This is a genomic window from Corynebacterium doosanense CAU 212 = DSM 45436 (assembly GCF_000767055.1).
In the GTDB taxonomy this organism is placed as follows: domain Bacteria; phylum Actinomycetota; class Actinomycetes; order Mycobacteriales; family Mycobacteriaceae; genus Corynebacterium; species Corynebacterium doosanense.
Window position 1 is genome coordinate 1,797,231 of sequence record NZ_CP006764.1, and the last position, 14,482, is coordinate 1,811,712.

Genomic DNA, 14,482 nt, shown 5'->3' on the forward strand with positions numbered 1-14,482 from the left:
TCGTGTAGTGTGAATCACAACACCGAGAGAAAGTGAGTTGACTCAATGTCTAACGATCTGAGAAATGCCGTCGTCGTCGGCGGCAACCGAACCCCCTTCGCCCGCACCGGCACCGCCTACGCAGACGTCTCCACCCAGGAACTCCTGACCGCAGCCCTCAACGGCCTCGTCGCCCGCTTCGCCCTCACCGGCGAGAAGATCGACGAGGTCGCTGCCGGCGCCGTGCTCAAGCACGCGCGTGACTTCAACCTCACCCGCGAGTGCGTGCTCAGCTCGGGCCTCGATCCCCACACCCCCGCCGTCGATCTCCAGCAGGCCTGCGCCACCAGCCTCGAGACCTTCGTCTACTCGGCCAACAAGATCCGCCTCGGTCAGGCCAACACCGCGATCGCCGGCGGTGTCGACTCCGCGTCCGACGCCCCCATCGCCGTCTCCGAGGGCCTGCGCAAGGCCCTGCTGCGCGCCAGCCGCGAGAAGACCACCCAGGGTCGCCTCAAGGCGTTCGCCGCAATCCGCCCCAAGGATCTGCAGCCCGCTCCCCCCTCCGTGGAGGAGCCCCGCACCCACAAGAGCATGGGCGAGTCCCAGGCAGAGACCGGCAAGGCCTACGGCATCTCCCGCGAGGCCCAGGACGAGCTGGCCTACCAGAGCCACCAGAACCTGGCCAAGGCCTGGGACGAAGGTTTCTTCGATGACCTGGTCACCTCCTTCAACGGTCTGACCAAGGACAACGTCCTTCGCCCGGACACGACCGTCGAGAAGCTGGCCAAGCTGCGCCCGGCCTTCGGCGACACCATGACCGCCGGCAACTCCACCAACATGACCGACGGCGCAGCCGTGGTCCTGCTGGCCGACGAGGAGACCGCCCGCGCCCGTAACTGGGAGCCGCTGGCCAAGTTCGTCGACGCCCAGGTTGCCGCCGTCAACCACGTCGACGGCCCCGAGCTCACCGACGGTCTGCTGCTGGCCCCGACCCGCGCCATCCCGGAGATCCTCGAGCGCAACGGCCTGACCGCCGACGACATCGATCTCTACGAGATCCACGAGGCATTCGCCTCCACCGTGCTCGCCACCCTCGCTAACCTTGACGAGCAGGGGATCAACATTCCCCGCGACCGCATCAACAAAGACGGCTCCTCCCTGGCAGCCGGCCACCCCTTCGCCGCTACGGGCGCCCGCATCATCGCGAGCCTGTCCAAGCGACTGCACGAGCGTGGCGCCGGCTCCCGCGGACTCATCTCGGTCTGCGCCGCTGGTGGCCAGGGCGTCGTCGTGATTCTGGAGGCAATGTAAATGGATATTCTCGAGACCATCGTCACGTCTGGCCCGGGCCGAGTGGTGACCAAGCAGCTCGGCCTCAAGGATCCGCCGGTGCTGCGCCGCGGCCGCATCATGCCCGCCGGCACCATCGCGCTGTCCACCACCGGGGCATCCACCCTGGTCAAGGACGCCCTCGCGCAGCTGAACATCTCCACCGGTGAGGCCGTGCACGATCTCGCCGACAACCGCCGCAAGGACGACAAGGGCCGCGAGCAGGCGCCGAAGTACTCCTCCGCTCCCGGCGCCCTCGTCATCGACGCCTCGGACCTGACCAAGCTGGACGACCTCGAGCTCGTCCGCCAGGTTCTCCGCCCCGTCATGCGCGGGCTGGAGAAGTCCGGACGCGTCATCGTCGTCGGCCCGCACCCGGCCAACGCCGCCGACTCCGAGGCCCGCGCCACCGCCGAGGCCCTCGACGGCATCGTGCGCACCGTGGGTAAGGAACTCACCGGCGGCTCCACCGCCAACCTCATCCGCGTCCGCCCGGAGACCCGCCCCGAGGATCTGCTCTCCACCCTGAGCTTCCTCATCTCCGGACGCTCCGCGTTCGTCGACGGTCAGACCTGGGAGGTGGGCACCGGCGCCGAAGGCACCGCCACCACCGCCACGTCCGACAAGCCCTTCGACGGCCGCATCGTCGCCGTGACCGGCGCCGCCCGCGGCATCGGCGCCGCAATCGCCAAGACCTTCGCTGAGGCCGGTGCGACCGTGGTCGTCATCGACCTGGCCATGGCTGGCGACTCCCTCGCCCAGGTCGCCGTGGATCTCGGCGGCTCCGCACTGCAGCTCGACATCACCGCCGAGGACGCCGCAGAGCGCATCACCCGCCACATCACCAAGACCCACGGTGAGGACGCGAAGCTCTACGCCATCGTCCACAACGCGGGCATCACGCGCGACAAGATGCTGGCCAACCTGGACGAGAAGAAGTGGCAGCAGGTCATCGACATCAACCTCAAGGCCGAGATGGCCATCAACGAGGCGCTGCTGTCCCAGAACCTGCCCGGTGGCTTCGGTAACGAGGGCCGCATCGTCGGTATCGCCTCCACCAGCGGTATCGCCGGCAACAAGGGCCAGACCAACTACGCGGCCAGCAAGGCCGGCGTCATCGGTTACACCGACGCCCTCTCCTTCGAGCTCGCCGAGACCGGGATCACCGCCAACGCCGTGGCTCCGGGCTTTATCGAGACGGAAATGACGGGAGCCATCCCGTACGTCAGCCGCGAGATCTTCCGTCGCGTCAACTCCCTCAGCCAGGGTGGCCAGCCCAAGGACGTCGCCGAGACCATCGCGTACCTGTGCGACCCGGCCTCCGGCGCCGTCAACGGCCAGACCATCCGCGTCTGCGGCCAGAACCTCGTCGGAAAGTAGGACATATGACGAAAGAACTCCGCAAGAAGCCGAGCCAGGCCAAGTTGCTCGTGTCGGCTCTTCGCCCGCGGGCGGCTCGCCGACCGGCCGCTGCCGGCCCGCCGATCGGTGATCTGGAACTCAACGGCGTGCGCCAGGACAAGAAGAAGCTGCACGCGTACCAGGAAGTCTGCGGGTTCCCGCAGTCGGATTTTGTTCCGGCGACCTGGCTGCATGTGCTCACCTTCCCCCTGCACTCCGGGATCATGAGCGAGCGGGACTGGCCGTTCCCCGCCATGGGCACGGTGCACACCGCGAACTCCATGCGCATGTTCCGTCCCGTCTCCGTGGACGAGGTGCTGGACCTCAACGTGCGTGCCAGCCACTTCAGCCCCCACGCCAAGGGCGCGTCCTTCGACCTCGTCGGAGTGATCAAGTCCGGCGACGAGACAGTGTGGACCGGCCGTTCGACCTACCTGGTTCCCGGTTACCAGCTGCCGGGCAAGCCCGTGGAGATCGAGCGCGAGGAGCTTCCGAAGACGGAGAACTCCGAGAAGTGGGAGCTTCCCGCCGACCTCGGCCGCCAGTACGCCAAGGCTTCGGGTGACTTCAACCCGATCCACCTCACGCCGCTGACGGCGAAGCTCTTCGGCTTCCCCACCACCATCATCCACGGCATGTGGACCCACGCCCGGGCCCTCGCCGCGCTGCAGGATGAGCTCCCGGAGGCGTACGAGGTGAGGGTTCAGTTCACCAAGCCCATCTCCCTGCCCGCCACCGTGAACTTCACCCACGAGGACGGCCACTTCGGCGTCACGGGTGACGATGACGGCAAGCCCCGTCTCGGCGGCTCGTACAAGCCCTGCGAGGACGTGCAGATCGGCAAGTCCCTCTAGCCGGCAGCACCCGCACAAAAGAATCCGCCCTCCCCTTTCCCGGGGAGGGCGGATTTCTGTTGTTCGGTACCGGACCTACAGGCCCTTCTTCTCCGCGAGGATCGAGTCCTCGACGGAACGACGGGTGACGGGATCGGAGCCGTCCCAGACCTCGACGTTCTTCAGGCCGGGGATCATGTCCCGGTGGAAGACGGGGTCAAGACCGGCCTTGCGCTGCTCGTTGAAGTTCTTCAGCAGCTTCACGGCCACGCCACACAGCGGGATGATGGCCAGCAGGTTGATGATCACCATGGTGGCGGCGAAGGTGTCACCCAGGTTCCAGACCAGGGTGATGGAGCCGATGGCACCGCCGAAGACGAAGAGCACCACCAGCACGCGGAACACGTTCATGACCGTCTTCGACCCGGAGAGGTACTGGATGTTGGCCTGCGCCAGGTAGTAGTTACCGATGATCGACGAGAACGCCAGGAAGAAGAGGATGAAGGTGATGAAGTGGGTGCCCCAGGCACCGACCTCGGAGGCCAGCGCCGCCTGGGTGAAGGACGCGCCCTGGATCTCCTCGCCGTAGACCGGCTGGGGGCCGAGCAGGATGATGAACGCGGTGATGGAACAGACCACCCAGGTATCGAAGTAGACGCCGAGCGTCTGCACGAGCCCCTGCTTGACGGGGTGGGAGACAGTCGCGGTGGCGGCGGCGTTGGGCGCGGAACCCTGACCGGCCTCGTTGGAGAACAGGCCACGGCGGGAGCCGTGCATGAACGCGGCGCCGAGCGTCGCGCCGGCGATCTCCCGGAAACCGAGGGCGTGGGTGACGATCTCCGCGATCATGCCCGGAACCTCACCGAGGTTGAGCACGACCACGAACAGGCCGACGAGGATGTAGGCGATGGCCATGAACGGCACGATGACCTGGGTGACGCTGGCGATGCGCTGCAGGCCGCCGAACACAATGGCGGCGGTGACGGCCGCGAGGATGAGGCCGACGATGACCTTCATGGTCATGTCATCGCGGCCGAGGGAGCCGCCGACCGACTCGACGATGGAGTTGGTCTGGATGGCGTTGTAGACGAAGCCGTAGGTGATGGAGATGGCCACCGCGAAGATGAGCGCGAGCGGGCGCCAGCCCAGGCCGCGGGTCATGTAGTAGGCGGGGCCACCGTGATAGGTGTCGCCGTCGCGGGTCTTCCAGAGTTGGGCCAGGGTGGACTCGACGAAGGAGGTGGCGCCGCCGACGAGGGCGATCATCCACATCCAGAACACTGCACCCGGCCCGCCGAGGGAGATGGCCAGCGCCACGCCGGCGACGTTGCCGGTGCCGACGCGCGAGGCGGCGGAAATGGTGAAGGCCTTGAAGGCGGAGATCCCGCCGTAGTCGGCGTCCTTGTCCTCTCCCTTGGGGGATTCCGTGACGGCACGGACCATGTCGGGGATGTGGGTGACCTGCACGACAGCGGTGCGGACGCCGAAGTAGATGCCCGCTCCGATGAGGAGGAACGGGATCACCATCCAAAGATTCGCGTTGATGACGTCTGCGATGAACGTCTCGATTGTTTCCATGCAAGGGATACTAAACTGTGTTTGCCCTCACACCTAACTGTGAAAGTCCCGTGTGCACAGGGCGTCCACCGACCCCCGTTTTCGCATTGCTTATCGACGAACCCCTCAGCCCATCAGCCCATAGCGCGCCATCTCGTTGATCACGGGAATCCCAGAGCGATCGGCGCGCCGACCGCTACGGCGGGTGAAGTGCGCCTGCCCCGCATGTACGGATTCACCCACCCGGTTGAGGAGTACATCCATGGCGGTCATCGCGCGCGTCTCGTGCTCACGTTCCCGGCCCGCAATCTAAGAGGATCAGCAGACTCGACGACTCGGTCCAAGGTGCCCGGGGCGCGCAGCACCTGCGCAACATTTTTCCAGCTCGGCCCCGGCTCTCCCTTCTCGATCTTGCGGAGAGTGTCCCGGCTGATGCCCGCGCGGTCGGATACCTGCTGCGCCGTAAGCCCAAGGACCATGCGCCACCCACGAACGTGCTCCCCCATGTCGGAGAGCTGCGGGTCAATGCGATAGTCAGCCGCCCTCCCCTACCCCTGGCACACGGGACAAAGGTGACTCGGCCGGTTCTGGAACGCCTGCCGCACAATGGGGGAACCACACCGACCGCACGGCTTCCCCACCCGCCAATAGACGTTGTGCGGGGCTCGCGAAGCACCCGGACCTCACAGGTAGGACGCGTTGAGGTCGGGGCCGTCAATGGTTCGATGGTCTTGTCGGTCAGAGCCAGCCCGGGCACGAGCTATCGCCAAACACCTGGGAAATGTCGGCCCGCCGAATCCGTGGTCAAGCTAAGTAAGTACAGAGCAGCTTTGAGATCGTGCCGGGTCAAAGGTTGTCACTGCAGGCCAGCGCGCCAATTTCGGCTACGAACGCGGCCCGGGCTTCCTCGGAAAGCCCGCCTTCGCCCTGGGTCGCCATCCGCAGGTGGCCGAGATAGGCCGCATACAGCAAGCGGGCGCGGGCCTCCGCTCGAACTGCGGTCATGCCGCGGTCCCGCAACAGCCCAACGACATATGCGATGCGAGCTTCCTCGACTCGACCGACAACAGGGCCAACCTGCGGGTGATCGATCGTACTGAGAATCCTCCACTCCAACAGCTCCCAGTCGGGTTGCGTGAACATCACTCGCACCAGGGCAGGCAGGCGATCCTGTTCAGGTCGCGCCTCGAGCACAGACATCACCTGACGGGTCGCCTCTCGTTCCCAGAGCTCAAGGACCGCATCAATCAGCGCCGCCCTATTCGAAAAGTGCCAGTAGAAACTGCCTTTTGTGGTACCCATCTCCGCCGCCAATGGCTCTACAGCTAGCCGCTCTAGCCCATCACGAGCCACGATCCGCGAGGCGGCAGCCACCCAGTCATCGGCCGTCAGTGTCTCTCGAATCGACATGGTTGCACGTTACCGTACGCTTACGTATGGTCGGAAACCATACGTAGGCGTATGGAGGGGTTCGAATGAGTCGATTTACCCAATACCACCCAGAACGCGGGGGCTGGCTGCGCAATCGACACGAACGCATCACACCTGGGATGGGGGAAAGATCCGAAGATCTCGTCAGCGGCCTTGCCGGTTCAGGTGACCGAGTGTGGCCAAGCCAATGGTGGACTCCGATTCGTTTGGATCGGGGGCTTCAACTCGGAAGCGAGGGTGGACATGGGTCAGTGCCCTACCGGGTAACTGAACTGCAGCCAGGTCGCTCGGTGACGTTCACTTTCGCCCAAGGATTCCCGCTGCTCAGCAGCCACCGTCTCTGGTTCGAGGCACTCGATGACGGCAAGGTCAGGTGGGTGCACGACCTCGACTTTGCCGCCCCGCGTACTCATCGCGAGCGACTGTTTCAGGCGTGGGTTATCCCGTTGCACGACGGCCTGCTCGAAGACCTGCTGGACAACACGGAGCGAGAGCAAGGCGGTTGCCCGCCCCGCCCGGGCATCTCTCGCCGGGTGCTGCGCTGGTTAGACGGAGTAGTCGAACGACAGCCCGAAAGCCGTTCGACTCGGGCTCGCCGTCGACCGGTCGCTATTCCGACCGCCACTGTGCTGGTAGGAACGGGGGTACTGCACGCTGCATGGGGGGCAGGAGCGTCCTGGCCCGCCGATGACCGTTCCACCCTGGCGCATTGCGTGATCGGGACCGAGCGGGTTCCCGGCCCGATACCTTGTTCGATTGTTGCCATCCTTTTGGGTGTCACCGCTGCGGCGACTACAGCTCGGGTCGCACCCGAGCTGGACCGGAGACCGCACACGACCGGTCTTCTCGACGTGTTCCTGCAATGCGCCGCCGCTATTCTGGCGCTACGAGGAATCTCCGGCATCGTCTGGGCCGTATTTGGTCGGCCCTCGTCCACAGCAACAGAGTTTCATAGGGCAAATTTGATGGTCTACTCACCGCTATGTCTCGCTCTCGCATCGGGACTGTTCGCGACAACTTCATGGAAGTTGCACACCCATAAACGTTCCTGAACAGGATCAACAAGTGGTGCTAGGAACGGACTCAGATGGCCCTCAGCTAGTGTCTTCGCTGCCACGGCGGGCAAAAAGGCTTAAACGGTCCACGAACTGCTCTCGGCGGGTCGGCATCTAAGTGATTGTGCTGCTGGACTCACCCTCTACCCGCGGCGGCGATTCCCGAGTCCAAGCGCGGCATGATCGCGGCGGCCAATTGGTGCAATCTCCTGTTCGTAGCGTTCTACTAGAACCAGATATGAATGCCATCCCCCAGCCCTCAACAAACGCCGCTGCAGACGCTGGACCTGTTCGGGCCGCCTAAAAACACGTACCGGAAAGATTGAAGCTATTACCGGATTCCGTATACACGAAGGACCCGGGCAAGAATAGACCCTTGCTCGTACGCGGCACTCCAAGGTAACTTGGAGAAATGGACGAGCCGATCATCGCCCAGTCCGCGTTGAGGCACGGACTATCGGACGACGAGATCCTGCACGCATACCGAAACCCGTTGCGTGCCTGGGATCTCGGCGACGGTTTCACGATGCTGATCGGCGCCAACCAGGCCGCCATCATCCTGGAGGTCGGCTACATACAGGGCACCACCGCCGTCGTGATCGTCCATGCGATGCGGGCCCGCAAGAAATTCCTGAGGTGATGATATGCCCCGCACCGTCGAAGAAATCCTTGCTCACGCCGACGAGCTCGCACAGCGCTTTGAACACTTCGAGCCTTCACCTGGCAACGAGCTCAACATAGAGGCGATGAACGAACTCCGCGCCGCCGTCGTAGAGCAGTCAGTCGCAGAACGCCACTTACTTGATGCCATCCGCTCCGCGCGGCAGGGAGGTATGTCCTGGAACGCGATCGGCACGCTGGTCGGAACGACTGGGGAAGCTGCGCGGCAACGCTACGGACGACTATCCGCCTGACCGCCCACCCCTACCCTTGGCACACCGGACAAAAGTGACTCGAGCGATTCTGGAACGCCTGTCGCACAATGGGAGTCCCGCACCGATCGCACGGCTCCCCCTCGCGCCCGTACACGTGCAGCGAGCGCGCGAAATACCCCGATGCCCCTTCCACGTCGACGTACAGCGCATCAAAACTCGTTCCGCCCACGGCCAGCGCCCGCCCCATGACGTCCTGGGAAGCCTCGAGCAGACTGACGGCCTCGCGCTGGAGCAGCGCGGACGCCCTTCGGCGAGGGTTGATCTGCGCGGCCCACAGCGATTCGTCGGCGTAGATGTTGCCGATCCCGGAGACAATCTCCTGGTTGAGCAGCACGGATTTCACCGCCGACGAGGACTTACGCATGCGCCGGGCGGTGGCCACGATGTCAAAATCCGCCGCCAACGGATCGCGGGCGATGTGGCGGACGGGCTGCGGGACGCCGTCGATAAGCGGTGCCACGAGCCAGCGTCCGAAGGTGCGCTGATCCACGAAGGCCAGCTCCAGGGGATCGCCGCTTTTCGACGTCATCTCAGCCAGGATCCGCAGGTGCGGCGATGTGCATGCCCCGGGTGATCCGACGAGCATCTGACCGCTCATGCCCAGGTGGACGAAGAGGGCGTCATCGTTGTCGAGCTCGAGCCAGAGGAATTTTCCCCGCCGGCGAACATCACGCACGGAGGCACCAGTAAGCAGGGCCTCCAGCGGCGCGTCCTGGCCGCGGTTGGCACGCGGGTGCAGGACCCGGGCGGAGTCGAAACGCGCGCCGAGCACGTGTTTCTCCAGGCCGCGGCGGACTACCTCGACCTCGGGAAGTTCAGGCACGGCTGGCCAGCGCCGGGTTGTCCCGCAGCGCGGCGAAGGCCCGGTGGGCGGCCTCCTGCTCGGCGACCTTCTTGTTCCCGCCAATGCCGGTGCCGAGGATCGTTCCCCCGACCGTGGCGTTGGCGGTGAAGGTCAGGTCGTGGTCCGGCCCGACCGAGGTGGCGGTGTAGACCGGCATGGGGGCCTTGAGCTCGGCGAGGCGCTCCTGCAGGGTGGTCTTCCAGTCCTGGTGCATGCCCACGGCGGAGGCGTTGTCGATCTTCTCCTTGAACAGCCGCAGGATCACGTCGCGGGCGACGGCGAAACCGTGCTGGCGGTAGATCGCGCCGAAGAGCGCCTCGGTGGTATCGGCGAGGATGGAGTCTTTGTCGCGGCCCTCGGTGACCAGCTCGCCCTTGCCCAGCAGAATGTGCCGGCCCAGCTCGATCTCACGCGCGATGTCGGCGAGACCGTAGCGGGAGACGATGGAGGCGCGCATCTTGGAGATGTCCGACTCGGGGCGCGAGGGGTACTGCTCGAAGAGCTGCCCGGCCACGGACAACCCGAGCACGGCGTCGCCGAGGAACTCGAGGCGCTCGTTGTTGGGCAGCGTGCCGTTCTCGTTGGCGAAGGAGCGGTGGGTCAGCGCGAGGCGCAGGTTCACCGGCTCCAGCTCCACGCCGAGCCGCTCCAAGAGCGGGGCGTGGTCGACGGCGGAAAAGCCCGCGTCCCAGGCGTCCTCGCCGGTGATGCGGTTCTTCTTGGAACGGCTCACAGGAACTTCTCCAGCCCGGACCAGCGCGGGTCGACCTTCTCCTCGGCCTCGTCCTCGCCGGACACGCCGTCGGGGGCGGGGACGCCGGTGTCCTCGTTGTGGCAGCCGCCCTCGCAGGTGGGGTTGAACGGCAGCTTGAGCCCGGCCTCGTCGATGACGGTCTGGAGGAGATCGATGTGGTCCTGCTCGACCATGGGGACCTCGTCCTCGTCGTCGAGGGCCTCGTCCCCGGTGAAGAAGTCGTCGTAGGCCGCGAACACCTGGCTGATGCGCAGCGTGTAGTCGGGGCGCAGCTCGCGCAGGCAGCGCACACATTCCCCGGTCAGCGTCGTGGAGACCTCTGCATTGACGAAGATTCCGGAGCCGATGGGCGTCAGGGTAGCGTCGACGGTGACGTCCTCGCCCTCGGAGATGGCGATCATCTCCGGGCCGATGCGGGTGGGGCTGGGGCCGGACTGCTGGCGCTGAACCGGCATCTGGTTCTTGGAGCGCAGCAACTCGGCGACATTAAATACAAACGGTGATGTCATAACGGCCATATCCTACCCGCCGCCCCGGGAATAGGTCCTATTCGCTGCGGGGGCGCCGGACGCGCGGCTCGCGGCCGGCCACGTAGCGCTGCTCGGCAGGAGCCGGCTGGGCCGCCTGGCGCGGCCCGCCGGAGAGCCCGGCGCCGCGGCGCAGTGCCGCGCGGTCGCTGGTGACGGTGCGCAGTATGCCGGTGAGCGATTCCTCGAAGTCGGCGAGCTTGCCGTCGACGAACTCGTCGGCCTCGGTGCGCAGGCGGTCGGACTCGGCGTGGGCGGAGTCGACGATGCGGTGGGCCTCTTCGTCGGCACGCCGGGTGACCTCGGAGTCGTCGACGAGTCGCTGCTGCTCGGCGAGGCCCTCGTTGACGTAACGCTCGTAGGTGGCGTTGCCCTCGGAGATGAGGCGGTCGGCCTCGGAGCGGGCGGAGGTGACGGTGCGGTCGGCCTCGTCGTCCGCCGCGGCGACGGTGGCGGTGGCGCGGCGCTGGGCGTCCGCGAGCATGTCCTCGGACTCCTGCTGCGCGGCGCCGACGATGTCGTCGGCCTCGGCCTCGGCGCCGGCGATGATGTCGCGGGCGCGCTCCTCGGCGCCGCGGAGGATCTCCTCCTGCTTGTCCAGGACATCCTGGGCGTCGTCGAGCTCCAGCGGCAGGGCGTTGCGCAGGTCGTCGAGAAGCGTGAGCACCTCGTTGCGCGGGACCATCGCGTTGGAGGTCATGGGCACGCCGTAGGCCTGCTCCACCGTCTGGACAAGTTCGTCGAGGGATTCGAAAACGCGGTACATGTCAGTGGAGGGTACCCGCCGCACCCCTGCGCGGGGTTCCGACACCACGGGGCATGCAAAACGCCCCGCAAACTGCGGGGCGTTTAAGTACTGACAGGGTTTAGATGACGCCCTGGGCGAGCATGGCGTCGGCGACCTTCTTGAAGCCGGCGATGTTCGCGCCCGTGACGTAGTCGTGCTCACGGTCGTACTCGGCAGCGGTGTCGGCGGAGTTGCGGAAGATCGTGGTCATGATCTCCTTGAGGCGCTCGTCCGTGTACTCGAAGGTCCAGGAGTCGCGGGATGCGTTCTGCTGCATCTCCAGCGCGGAGGTGGCCACGCCGCCGGCGTTGGCTGCCTTGCCCGGGGCGAAGTGCACGCCCTTGGCGCGGAAGACCTCGACGGCCTCCGGGGTGGACGGCATGTTCGCGCCCTCGGCGACGTACTTGACACCGTTGGCCACCAGGGTCTCGGCGTGGTTGCCGTCGAGCTCGTTCTGGGTGGCACAGGGCAGAGCGACGTCGGCCTCGAGGTCCCAGATGGACCCGTCGGAGTGGTAGGTCGCACCCTCGGACTCGGCGACGTACGCGGTGACCCGCTCGCGGCGGACCTCCTTGACGTCGCGGAGCAGTTCGACGTCGACGCCACCCGGGGTGGAGACCCAGCCGGAGGAGTCGGAGAAGCCGACAACGGTGGCGCCGAGCTGCTGCGCCTTCTCGATGGCGTAGATGGCCACGTTGCCGGAGCCGGAGACGATGACCTTGGCGCCGTCGAGGGAGTCGCCGTGCTCCTTCATCATTTCGTCGGTGAGGTAGACGCAGCCGTAGCCGGTCGCCTCGGTGCGCACGAGGGAGCCGCCCCAGGTCAGGCCCTTGCCGGTGAGCACACCGGACTCGTGGCGGTTGGAGGAGCGACGGTACTGGCCGAAGAGGTAGCCGATCTCGCGGCCGCCGACGCCGATGTCACCGGCGGGGACGTCGGTCTGGTCGCCGATGTGGCGCTGCAGCTCGGACATGAAGGACTGGCAGAAGCGCATGACCTCGGCGTCGGACTTGCCCTTGGGGTCGAAGTCGGAGCCACCCTTGCCGCCGCCGATGGGCAGGCCGGTCAGGGAGTTCTTGAAGATCTGCTCGAAACCGAGGAATTTGACGATGCCCAGGTTGACCGAGGGGTGGAAGCGCAGGCCGCCCTTGTAGGGGCCGAGTGCCGAGTTGAACTGGACGCGGAAACCGCGGTTGACGTGCACGTTGCCCTTGTCGTCGACCCAGGGGACACGGAAGATGATCTGGCGCTCGGGCTCGCAGAGGCGCTGGATCAGACCGTAGTCGGCGTAGTGCTCGTCCTTGCCCAGGACGATCTTCAGGGAGTCGAGGACCTCGGCGACGGCCTGGTGGAACTCGGGCTCACCGGCGTTCCTCTTGAGAAGTTTGTTGTAGTACTCGGAGACCTGCTCTTCGACTGTGGTCATGCGTGAACCTCTTTCGGTCTGTATCCCGTAGCGGCCGGCTACCCCGGCGTGCCTATCTAACAATAGATAGTTTTGTTTATGGCCGTGCGTCGCGCAAGCCGGTTCCGGAAAAAATTCAGTGACATGGATCACTCGCCTATCGACGCCGCCTTCCAGCCCACTCCCCCAGGGACCAGCTGCGCCCTGCTCAGAGGCGCGCGGATATGCTGACTGCCATGAGTTACTCCCCCGACGATCCCCGCCCGGTCTCCATCCTCATCGCCCCCTCCGGCATCGGCTCGCACTCCGCCGACGAGGTCGCCCAGCAGCTCGGCGAGGGCATCCTCTCCATCATCCGGGACGCGAAGATCCGCCTCTCCCCGCTCTCGCTCCCCGACTCCGGGCTCACCAGCCTGGCCGAGCTTTTCCCCGGCGAGCAGGTCACGCTGCCCACCACTACCGCCGCCGGCACCCTCACCGAGGCGACCTACGTGCTGGACAAGGAGCAGGCCACGGCCTACATCGATGCGGCGCAGGCCACCGGCACCGATCGCCTCACCCCCGGGCGCTCGGACAGCTACGGCGTCGGCGTTCTGGTCGCCGACGCCCAGTCCCGCGGAGCCCGGCGCGTGGTGCTCAACCTCACCGGCTGCCCCACCGATGACGGCGGGGTGGGTGTGCTCGTCGCCCTGGGCGCGAACCCGCTGGATCAGTCCGGCCGCACCCTGCCCAAGGGCGGCACCGCGCTGGAGACTCTCGCGGACTTTGACACCGCCCAGCTCAACATCGGCGCCGGCGCGGTGGAGTGGGTGCTAGTCACCGACACCTCAGCTCCCCTGGACACCGACGCGCCCGGCATGGCGCAGCTCGCCGAGGTTACCGGCGTCGATCCCGCCACCCCGGGTCTGGGCGCCGGCGGCGGGATTGCGGTGGCCGTCACGTGGCTCTCCGCCCTGCTGCACGGCAGCGCGGACAATGTTCGCCTGATCCCGGCCGAGCAGCTGATGGCAGGCTCGCTGGACACCTCGGACCTCATCAACCCGGGTGACTTCCTGGTCACCACCGGCGCGCTGGCCCCGGCCCTCGCCCGCAGCGCCGGCGCCGACAACGTGCTCGGCGTCGTGCTGGGCGAGGGCGAGACGGCCCCGGAGCAGGCCCTCACCGTCAACGCGGGGGAATCTCTGCAGGACGCCGGGGCACAGCTCGCGGTGGACTACCTGCGGATCTCCACCGTCCAGGGGTAGATCGCGGGCGCCTCGAAATCGAGCTGACGCTCCAAGGCCACCGGATCCATCGGAAGGTCGGCCTTGGGCTGCAGGATTCGTGACAGGCTCATGGCCAGCTCGTTGTAGGACACGGACTCGCCCGCTGCCTCGATGAGGTAGCGGTGCATGCTCGCCTCCCCCGCCTCTCGGCCATCGTGGTCACGCTCATAGACCTCGCGCAGCTCCGCCACCACGCCCGGATCAACGTCGATCGCACGCTCGTGGGTGGCGTTTCCCGAGCTCAGCCGGCCGCGTTGAACAAGAATGTCCAGCGCCCGCTGGAACGTGGCCCCGAGATCCTCCGGTGCCGAAACAAACTCGTCGGGGATGAGGACATCAAAACAAATAGTGGGCATGGCACCCGAGCTTAATTAAGG

At 66.2% G+C, this 14,482-nt stretch carries 17 protein-coding genes; 7 read left to right on the forward strand and 10 right to left on the reverse strand.

Features of this window, described 5'->3' with window-relative positions:
• Nucleotides 1–45 precede the first annotated feature (45 nt).
• The 3 genes from CDOO_RS08835 to CDOO_RS08845 are packed head-to-tail and all read left to right on the forward strand — an operon-like array spanning nucleotide 46 to nucleotide 3,566.
• Nucleotides 46–1,293, forward strand: coding sequence for an acetyl-CoA C-acetyltransferase (locus tag CDOO_RS08835; RefSeq protein WP_018020949.1), 1,248 nt, complete (start codon nucleotides 46–48; stop codon nucleotides 1,291–1,293).
• Nucleotides 1,294–2,691 (forward strand): 3-oxoacyl-ACP reductase, encoded by a 1,398-nt coding sequence (locus tag CDOO_RS08840; RefSeq protein WP_018020948.1) that lies wholly within the window; start codon nucleotides 1,294–1,296, stop codon nucleotides 2,689–2,691. It begins immediately after the preceding gene.
• 5 nt (nucleotides 2,692–2,696) lie between these two features.
• Nucleotides 2,697–3,566 (forward strand): MaoC family dehydratase, encoded by an 870-nt coding sequence (locus CDOO_RS08845; protein ID WP_018020947.1) that lies wholly within the window; start codon nucleotides 2,697–2,699, stop codon nucleotides 3,564–3,566.
• A gap of 75 nt (nucleotides 3,567–3,641) precedes the next feature.
• Here the strand turns inward: CDOO_RS08845 and CDOO_RS08850 are convergent, their stop codons facing one another.
• The 4 genes from CDOO_RS08850 to CDOO_RS08855 all read right to left on the reverse strand — a co-directional run bounded on the left by CDOO_RS08850 (nucleotide 3,642) and on the right by CDOO_RS08855 (nucleotide 6,512).
• Nucleotides 3,642–5,123, reverse strand: coding sequence for an alanine/glycine:cation symporter family protein (locus CDOO_RS08850; RefSeq protein ID WP_018020946.1), 1,482 nt, complete (start codon nucleotides 5,121–5,123; stop codon nucleotides 3,642–3,644).
• A 248-nt stretch (nucleotides 5,124–5,371) separates the two neighbouring features.
• Nucleotides 5,372–5,608 carry a helix-turn-helix domain-containing protein gene (locus CDOO_RS13660; RefSeq protein WP_081610299.1) on the reverse strand — a complete coding sequence of 79 codons (237 nt, stop codon included), beginning with the start codon at nucleotides 5,606–5,608 and terminating at the stop codon, nucleotides 5,372–5,374.
• A 42-nt stretch (nucleotides 5,609–5,650) separates the two neighbouring features.
• Nucleotides 5,651–5,743, reverse strand: coding sequence for a zinc finger domain-containing protein (locus CDOO_RS13665; protein WP_081610298.1), 93 nt, complete (start codon nucleotides 5,741–5,743; stop codon nucleotides 5,651–5,653).
• 205 nt (nucleotides 5,744–5,948) lie between these two features.
• Entirely contained in the window at nucleotides 5,949–6,512 is a 564-nt protein-coding gene (locus tag CDOO_RS08855) for a TetR/AcrR family transcriptional regulator (RefSeq protein ID WP_018020945.1), read from the reverse strand.
• A 140-nt stretch (nucleotides 6,513–6,652) separates the two neighbouring features.
• Between CDOO_RS08855 and CDOO_RS14525 the strand changes: the two genes are divergently transcribed.
• The 3 genes from CDOO_RS14525 (at nucleotide 6,653) to CDOO_RS08870 (ending at nucleotide 8,502) form a co-directional block, all read left to right on the forward strand.
• Nucleotides 6,653–7,585: a DUF3995 domain-containing protein gene (locus CDOO_RS14525; protein ID WP_081610297.1), complete on the forward strand. Its 933-nt coding sequence runs from the start codon at nucleotides 6,653–6,655 to the stop codon at nucleotides 7,583–7,585.
• 415 nt (nucleotides 7,586–8,000) lie between these two features.
• Nucleotides 8,001–8,228, forward strand: a complete 228-nt coding sequence (locus tag CDOO_RS08865; protein WP_018020943.1) for a hypothetical protein — start codon at nucleotides 8,001–8,003, stop codon at nucleotides 8,226–8,228.
• 4 nt (nucleotides 8,229–8,232) lie between these two features.
• Nucleotides 8,233–8,502: a hypothetical protein gene (locus CDOO_RS08870; RefSeq protein WP_018020942.1), complete on the forward strand. Its 270-nt coding sequence runs from the start codon at nucleotides 8,233–8,235 to the stop codon at nucleotides 8,500–8,502.
• 10 nt (nucleotides 8,503–8,512) lie between these two features.
• Here the strand turns inward: CDOO_RS08870 and mutM are convergent, their stop codons facing one another.
• The 5 genes from mutM to gdhA all read right to left on the reverse strand — a co-directional run bounded on the left by mutM (nucleotide 8,513) and on the right by gdhA (nucleotide 12,861).
• Entirely contained in the window at nucleotides 8,513–9,346 is an 834-nt protein-coding gene (gene mutM, locus CDOO_RS08875) for a bifunctional DNA-formamidopyrimidine glycosylase/DNA-(apurinic or apyrimidinic site) lyase (RefSeq protein ID WP_018020941.1), read from the reverse strand.
• Nucleotides 9,339–10,100 carry a ribonuclease III gene (gene rnc / locus CDOO_RS08880; protein ID WP_018020940.1) on the reverse strand — a complete coding sequence of 254 codons (762 nt, stop codon included), beginning with the start codon at nucleotides 10,098–10,100 and terminating at the stop codon, nucleotides 9,339–9,341. The genes mutM and rnc overlap by 8 nt, the downstream gene beginning before the upstream one ends.
• Complete coding sequence (locus tag CDOO_RS08885) at nucleotides 10,097–10,630, reverse strand: YceD family protein (protein WP_018020939.1); 534 nt, start codon at nucleotides 10,628–10,630, stop codon at nucleotides 10,097–10,099. The genes rnc and CDOO_RS08885 overlap by 4 nt, the downstream gene beginning before the upstream one ends.
• Nucleotides 10,631–10,667: 37 nt before the next feature.
• The gene (locus tag CDOO_RS08890) at nucleotides 10,668–11,414 is read right to left on the reverse strand and encodes a DivIVA domain-containing protein (RefSeq protein WP_018020938.1); all 747 of its coding nucleotides are present in this window, start codon (nucleotides 11,412–11,414) and stop codon (nucleotides 10,668–10,670) included.
• 100 nt (nucleotides 11,415–11,514) lie between these two features.
• Entirely contained in the window at nucleotides 11,515–12,861 is a 1,347-nt protein-coding gene (gene gdhA / locus CDOO_RS08895) for an NADP-specific glutamate dehydrogenase (RefSeq protein ID WP_018020937.1), read from the reverse strand.
• A 215-nt stretch (nucleotides 12,862–13,076) separates the two neighbouring features.
• Between gdhA and CDOO_RS08900 the strand changes: the two genes are divergently transcribed.
• Nucleotides 13,077–14,084, forward strand: a complete 1,008-nt coding sequence (locus tag CDOO_RS08900; RefSeq protein ID WP_018020936.1) for a glycerate kinase — start codon at nucleotides 13,077–13,079, stop codon at nucleotides 14,082–14,084.
• On the opposite strand, the gene CDOO_RS08905 is transcribed toward CDOO_RS08900, so the two are convergent.
• A complete protein-coding gene (locus CDOO_RS08905) occupies nucleotides 14,054–14,461 on the reverse strand; it encodes a hypothetical protein (RefSeq protein WP_018020935.1) in 408 nt (135 codons plus the stop codon). The genes CDOO_RS08900 and CDOO_RS08905 overlap by 31 nt on opposite strands.
• Between the last annotated feature and the right edge of the window lie 21 nt (nucleotides 14,462–14,482).

Excerpts from the sequence above, each read along its gene's own strand:
- CDOO_RS08835 (WP_018020949.1), top strand. The coding sequence starts at position 46 with ATGTCTAACGATCTGAGAAATGCCGTCGTCGTCGGCGGCAACCGAACC.
- CDOO_RS08840 (WP_018020948.1), top strand. The coding sequence starts at position 1,294 with ATGGATATTCTCGAGACCATCGTCACGTCTGGCCCGGGCCGAGTGGTG.
- CDOO_RS08845 (WP_018020947.1), top strand. The coding sequence starts at position 2,697 with ATGACGAAAGAACTCCGCAAGAAGCCGAGCCAGGCCAAGTTGCTCGTG.
- CDOO_RS08850 (WP_018020946.1), bottom strand. The coding sequence starts at position 5,123 with ATGGAAACAATCGAGACGTTCATCGCAGACGTCATCAACGCGAATCTT.
- CDOO_RS13660 (WP_081610299.1), bottom strand. The coding sequence starts at position 5,608 with ATGGGGGAGCACGTTCGTGGGTGGCGCATGGTCCTTGGGCTTACGGCG.
- CDOO_RS08855 (WP_018020945.1), bottom strand. The coding sequence starts at position 6,512 with ATGTCGATTCGAGAGACACTGACGGCCGATGACTGGGTGGCTGCCGCC.
- CDOO_RS14525 (WP_081610297.1), top strand. The coding sequence starts at position 6,653 with ATGGGGGAAAGATCCGAAGATCTCGTCAGCGGCCTTGCCGGTTCAGGT.
- CDOO_RS08865 (WP_018020943.1), top strand. The coding sequence starts at position 8,001 with ATGGACGAGCCGATCATCGCCCAGTCCGCGTTGAGGCACGGACTATCG.
- CDOO_RS08870 (WP_018020942.1), top strand. The coding sequence starts at position 8,233 with ATGCCCCGCACCGTCGAAGAAATCCTTGCTCACGCCGACGAGCTCGCA.
- CDOO_RS08885 (WP_018020939.1), bottom strand. The coding sequence starts at position 10,630 with ATGACATCACCGTTTGTATTTAATGTCGCCGAGTTGCTGCGCTCCAAG.
- CDOO_RS08890 (WP_018020938.1), bottom strand. The coding sequence starts at position 11,414 with ATGTACCGCGTTTTCGAATCCCTCGACGAACTTGTCCAGACGGTGGAG.
- gdhA (WP_018020937.1), bottom strand. The coding sequence starts at position 12,861 with ATGACCACAGTCGAAGAGCAGGTCTCCGAGTACTACAACAAACTTCTC.
- CDOO_RS08900 (WP_018020936.1), top strand. The coding sequence starts at position 13,077 with ATGAGTTACTCCCCCGACGATCCCCGCCCGGTCTCCATCCTCATCGCC.
- CDOO_RS08905 (WP_018020935.1), bottom strand. The coding sequence starts at position 14,461 with ATGCCCACTATTTGTTTTGATGTCCTCATCCCCGACGAGTTTGTTTCG.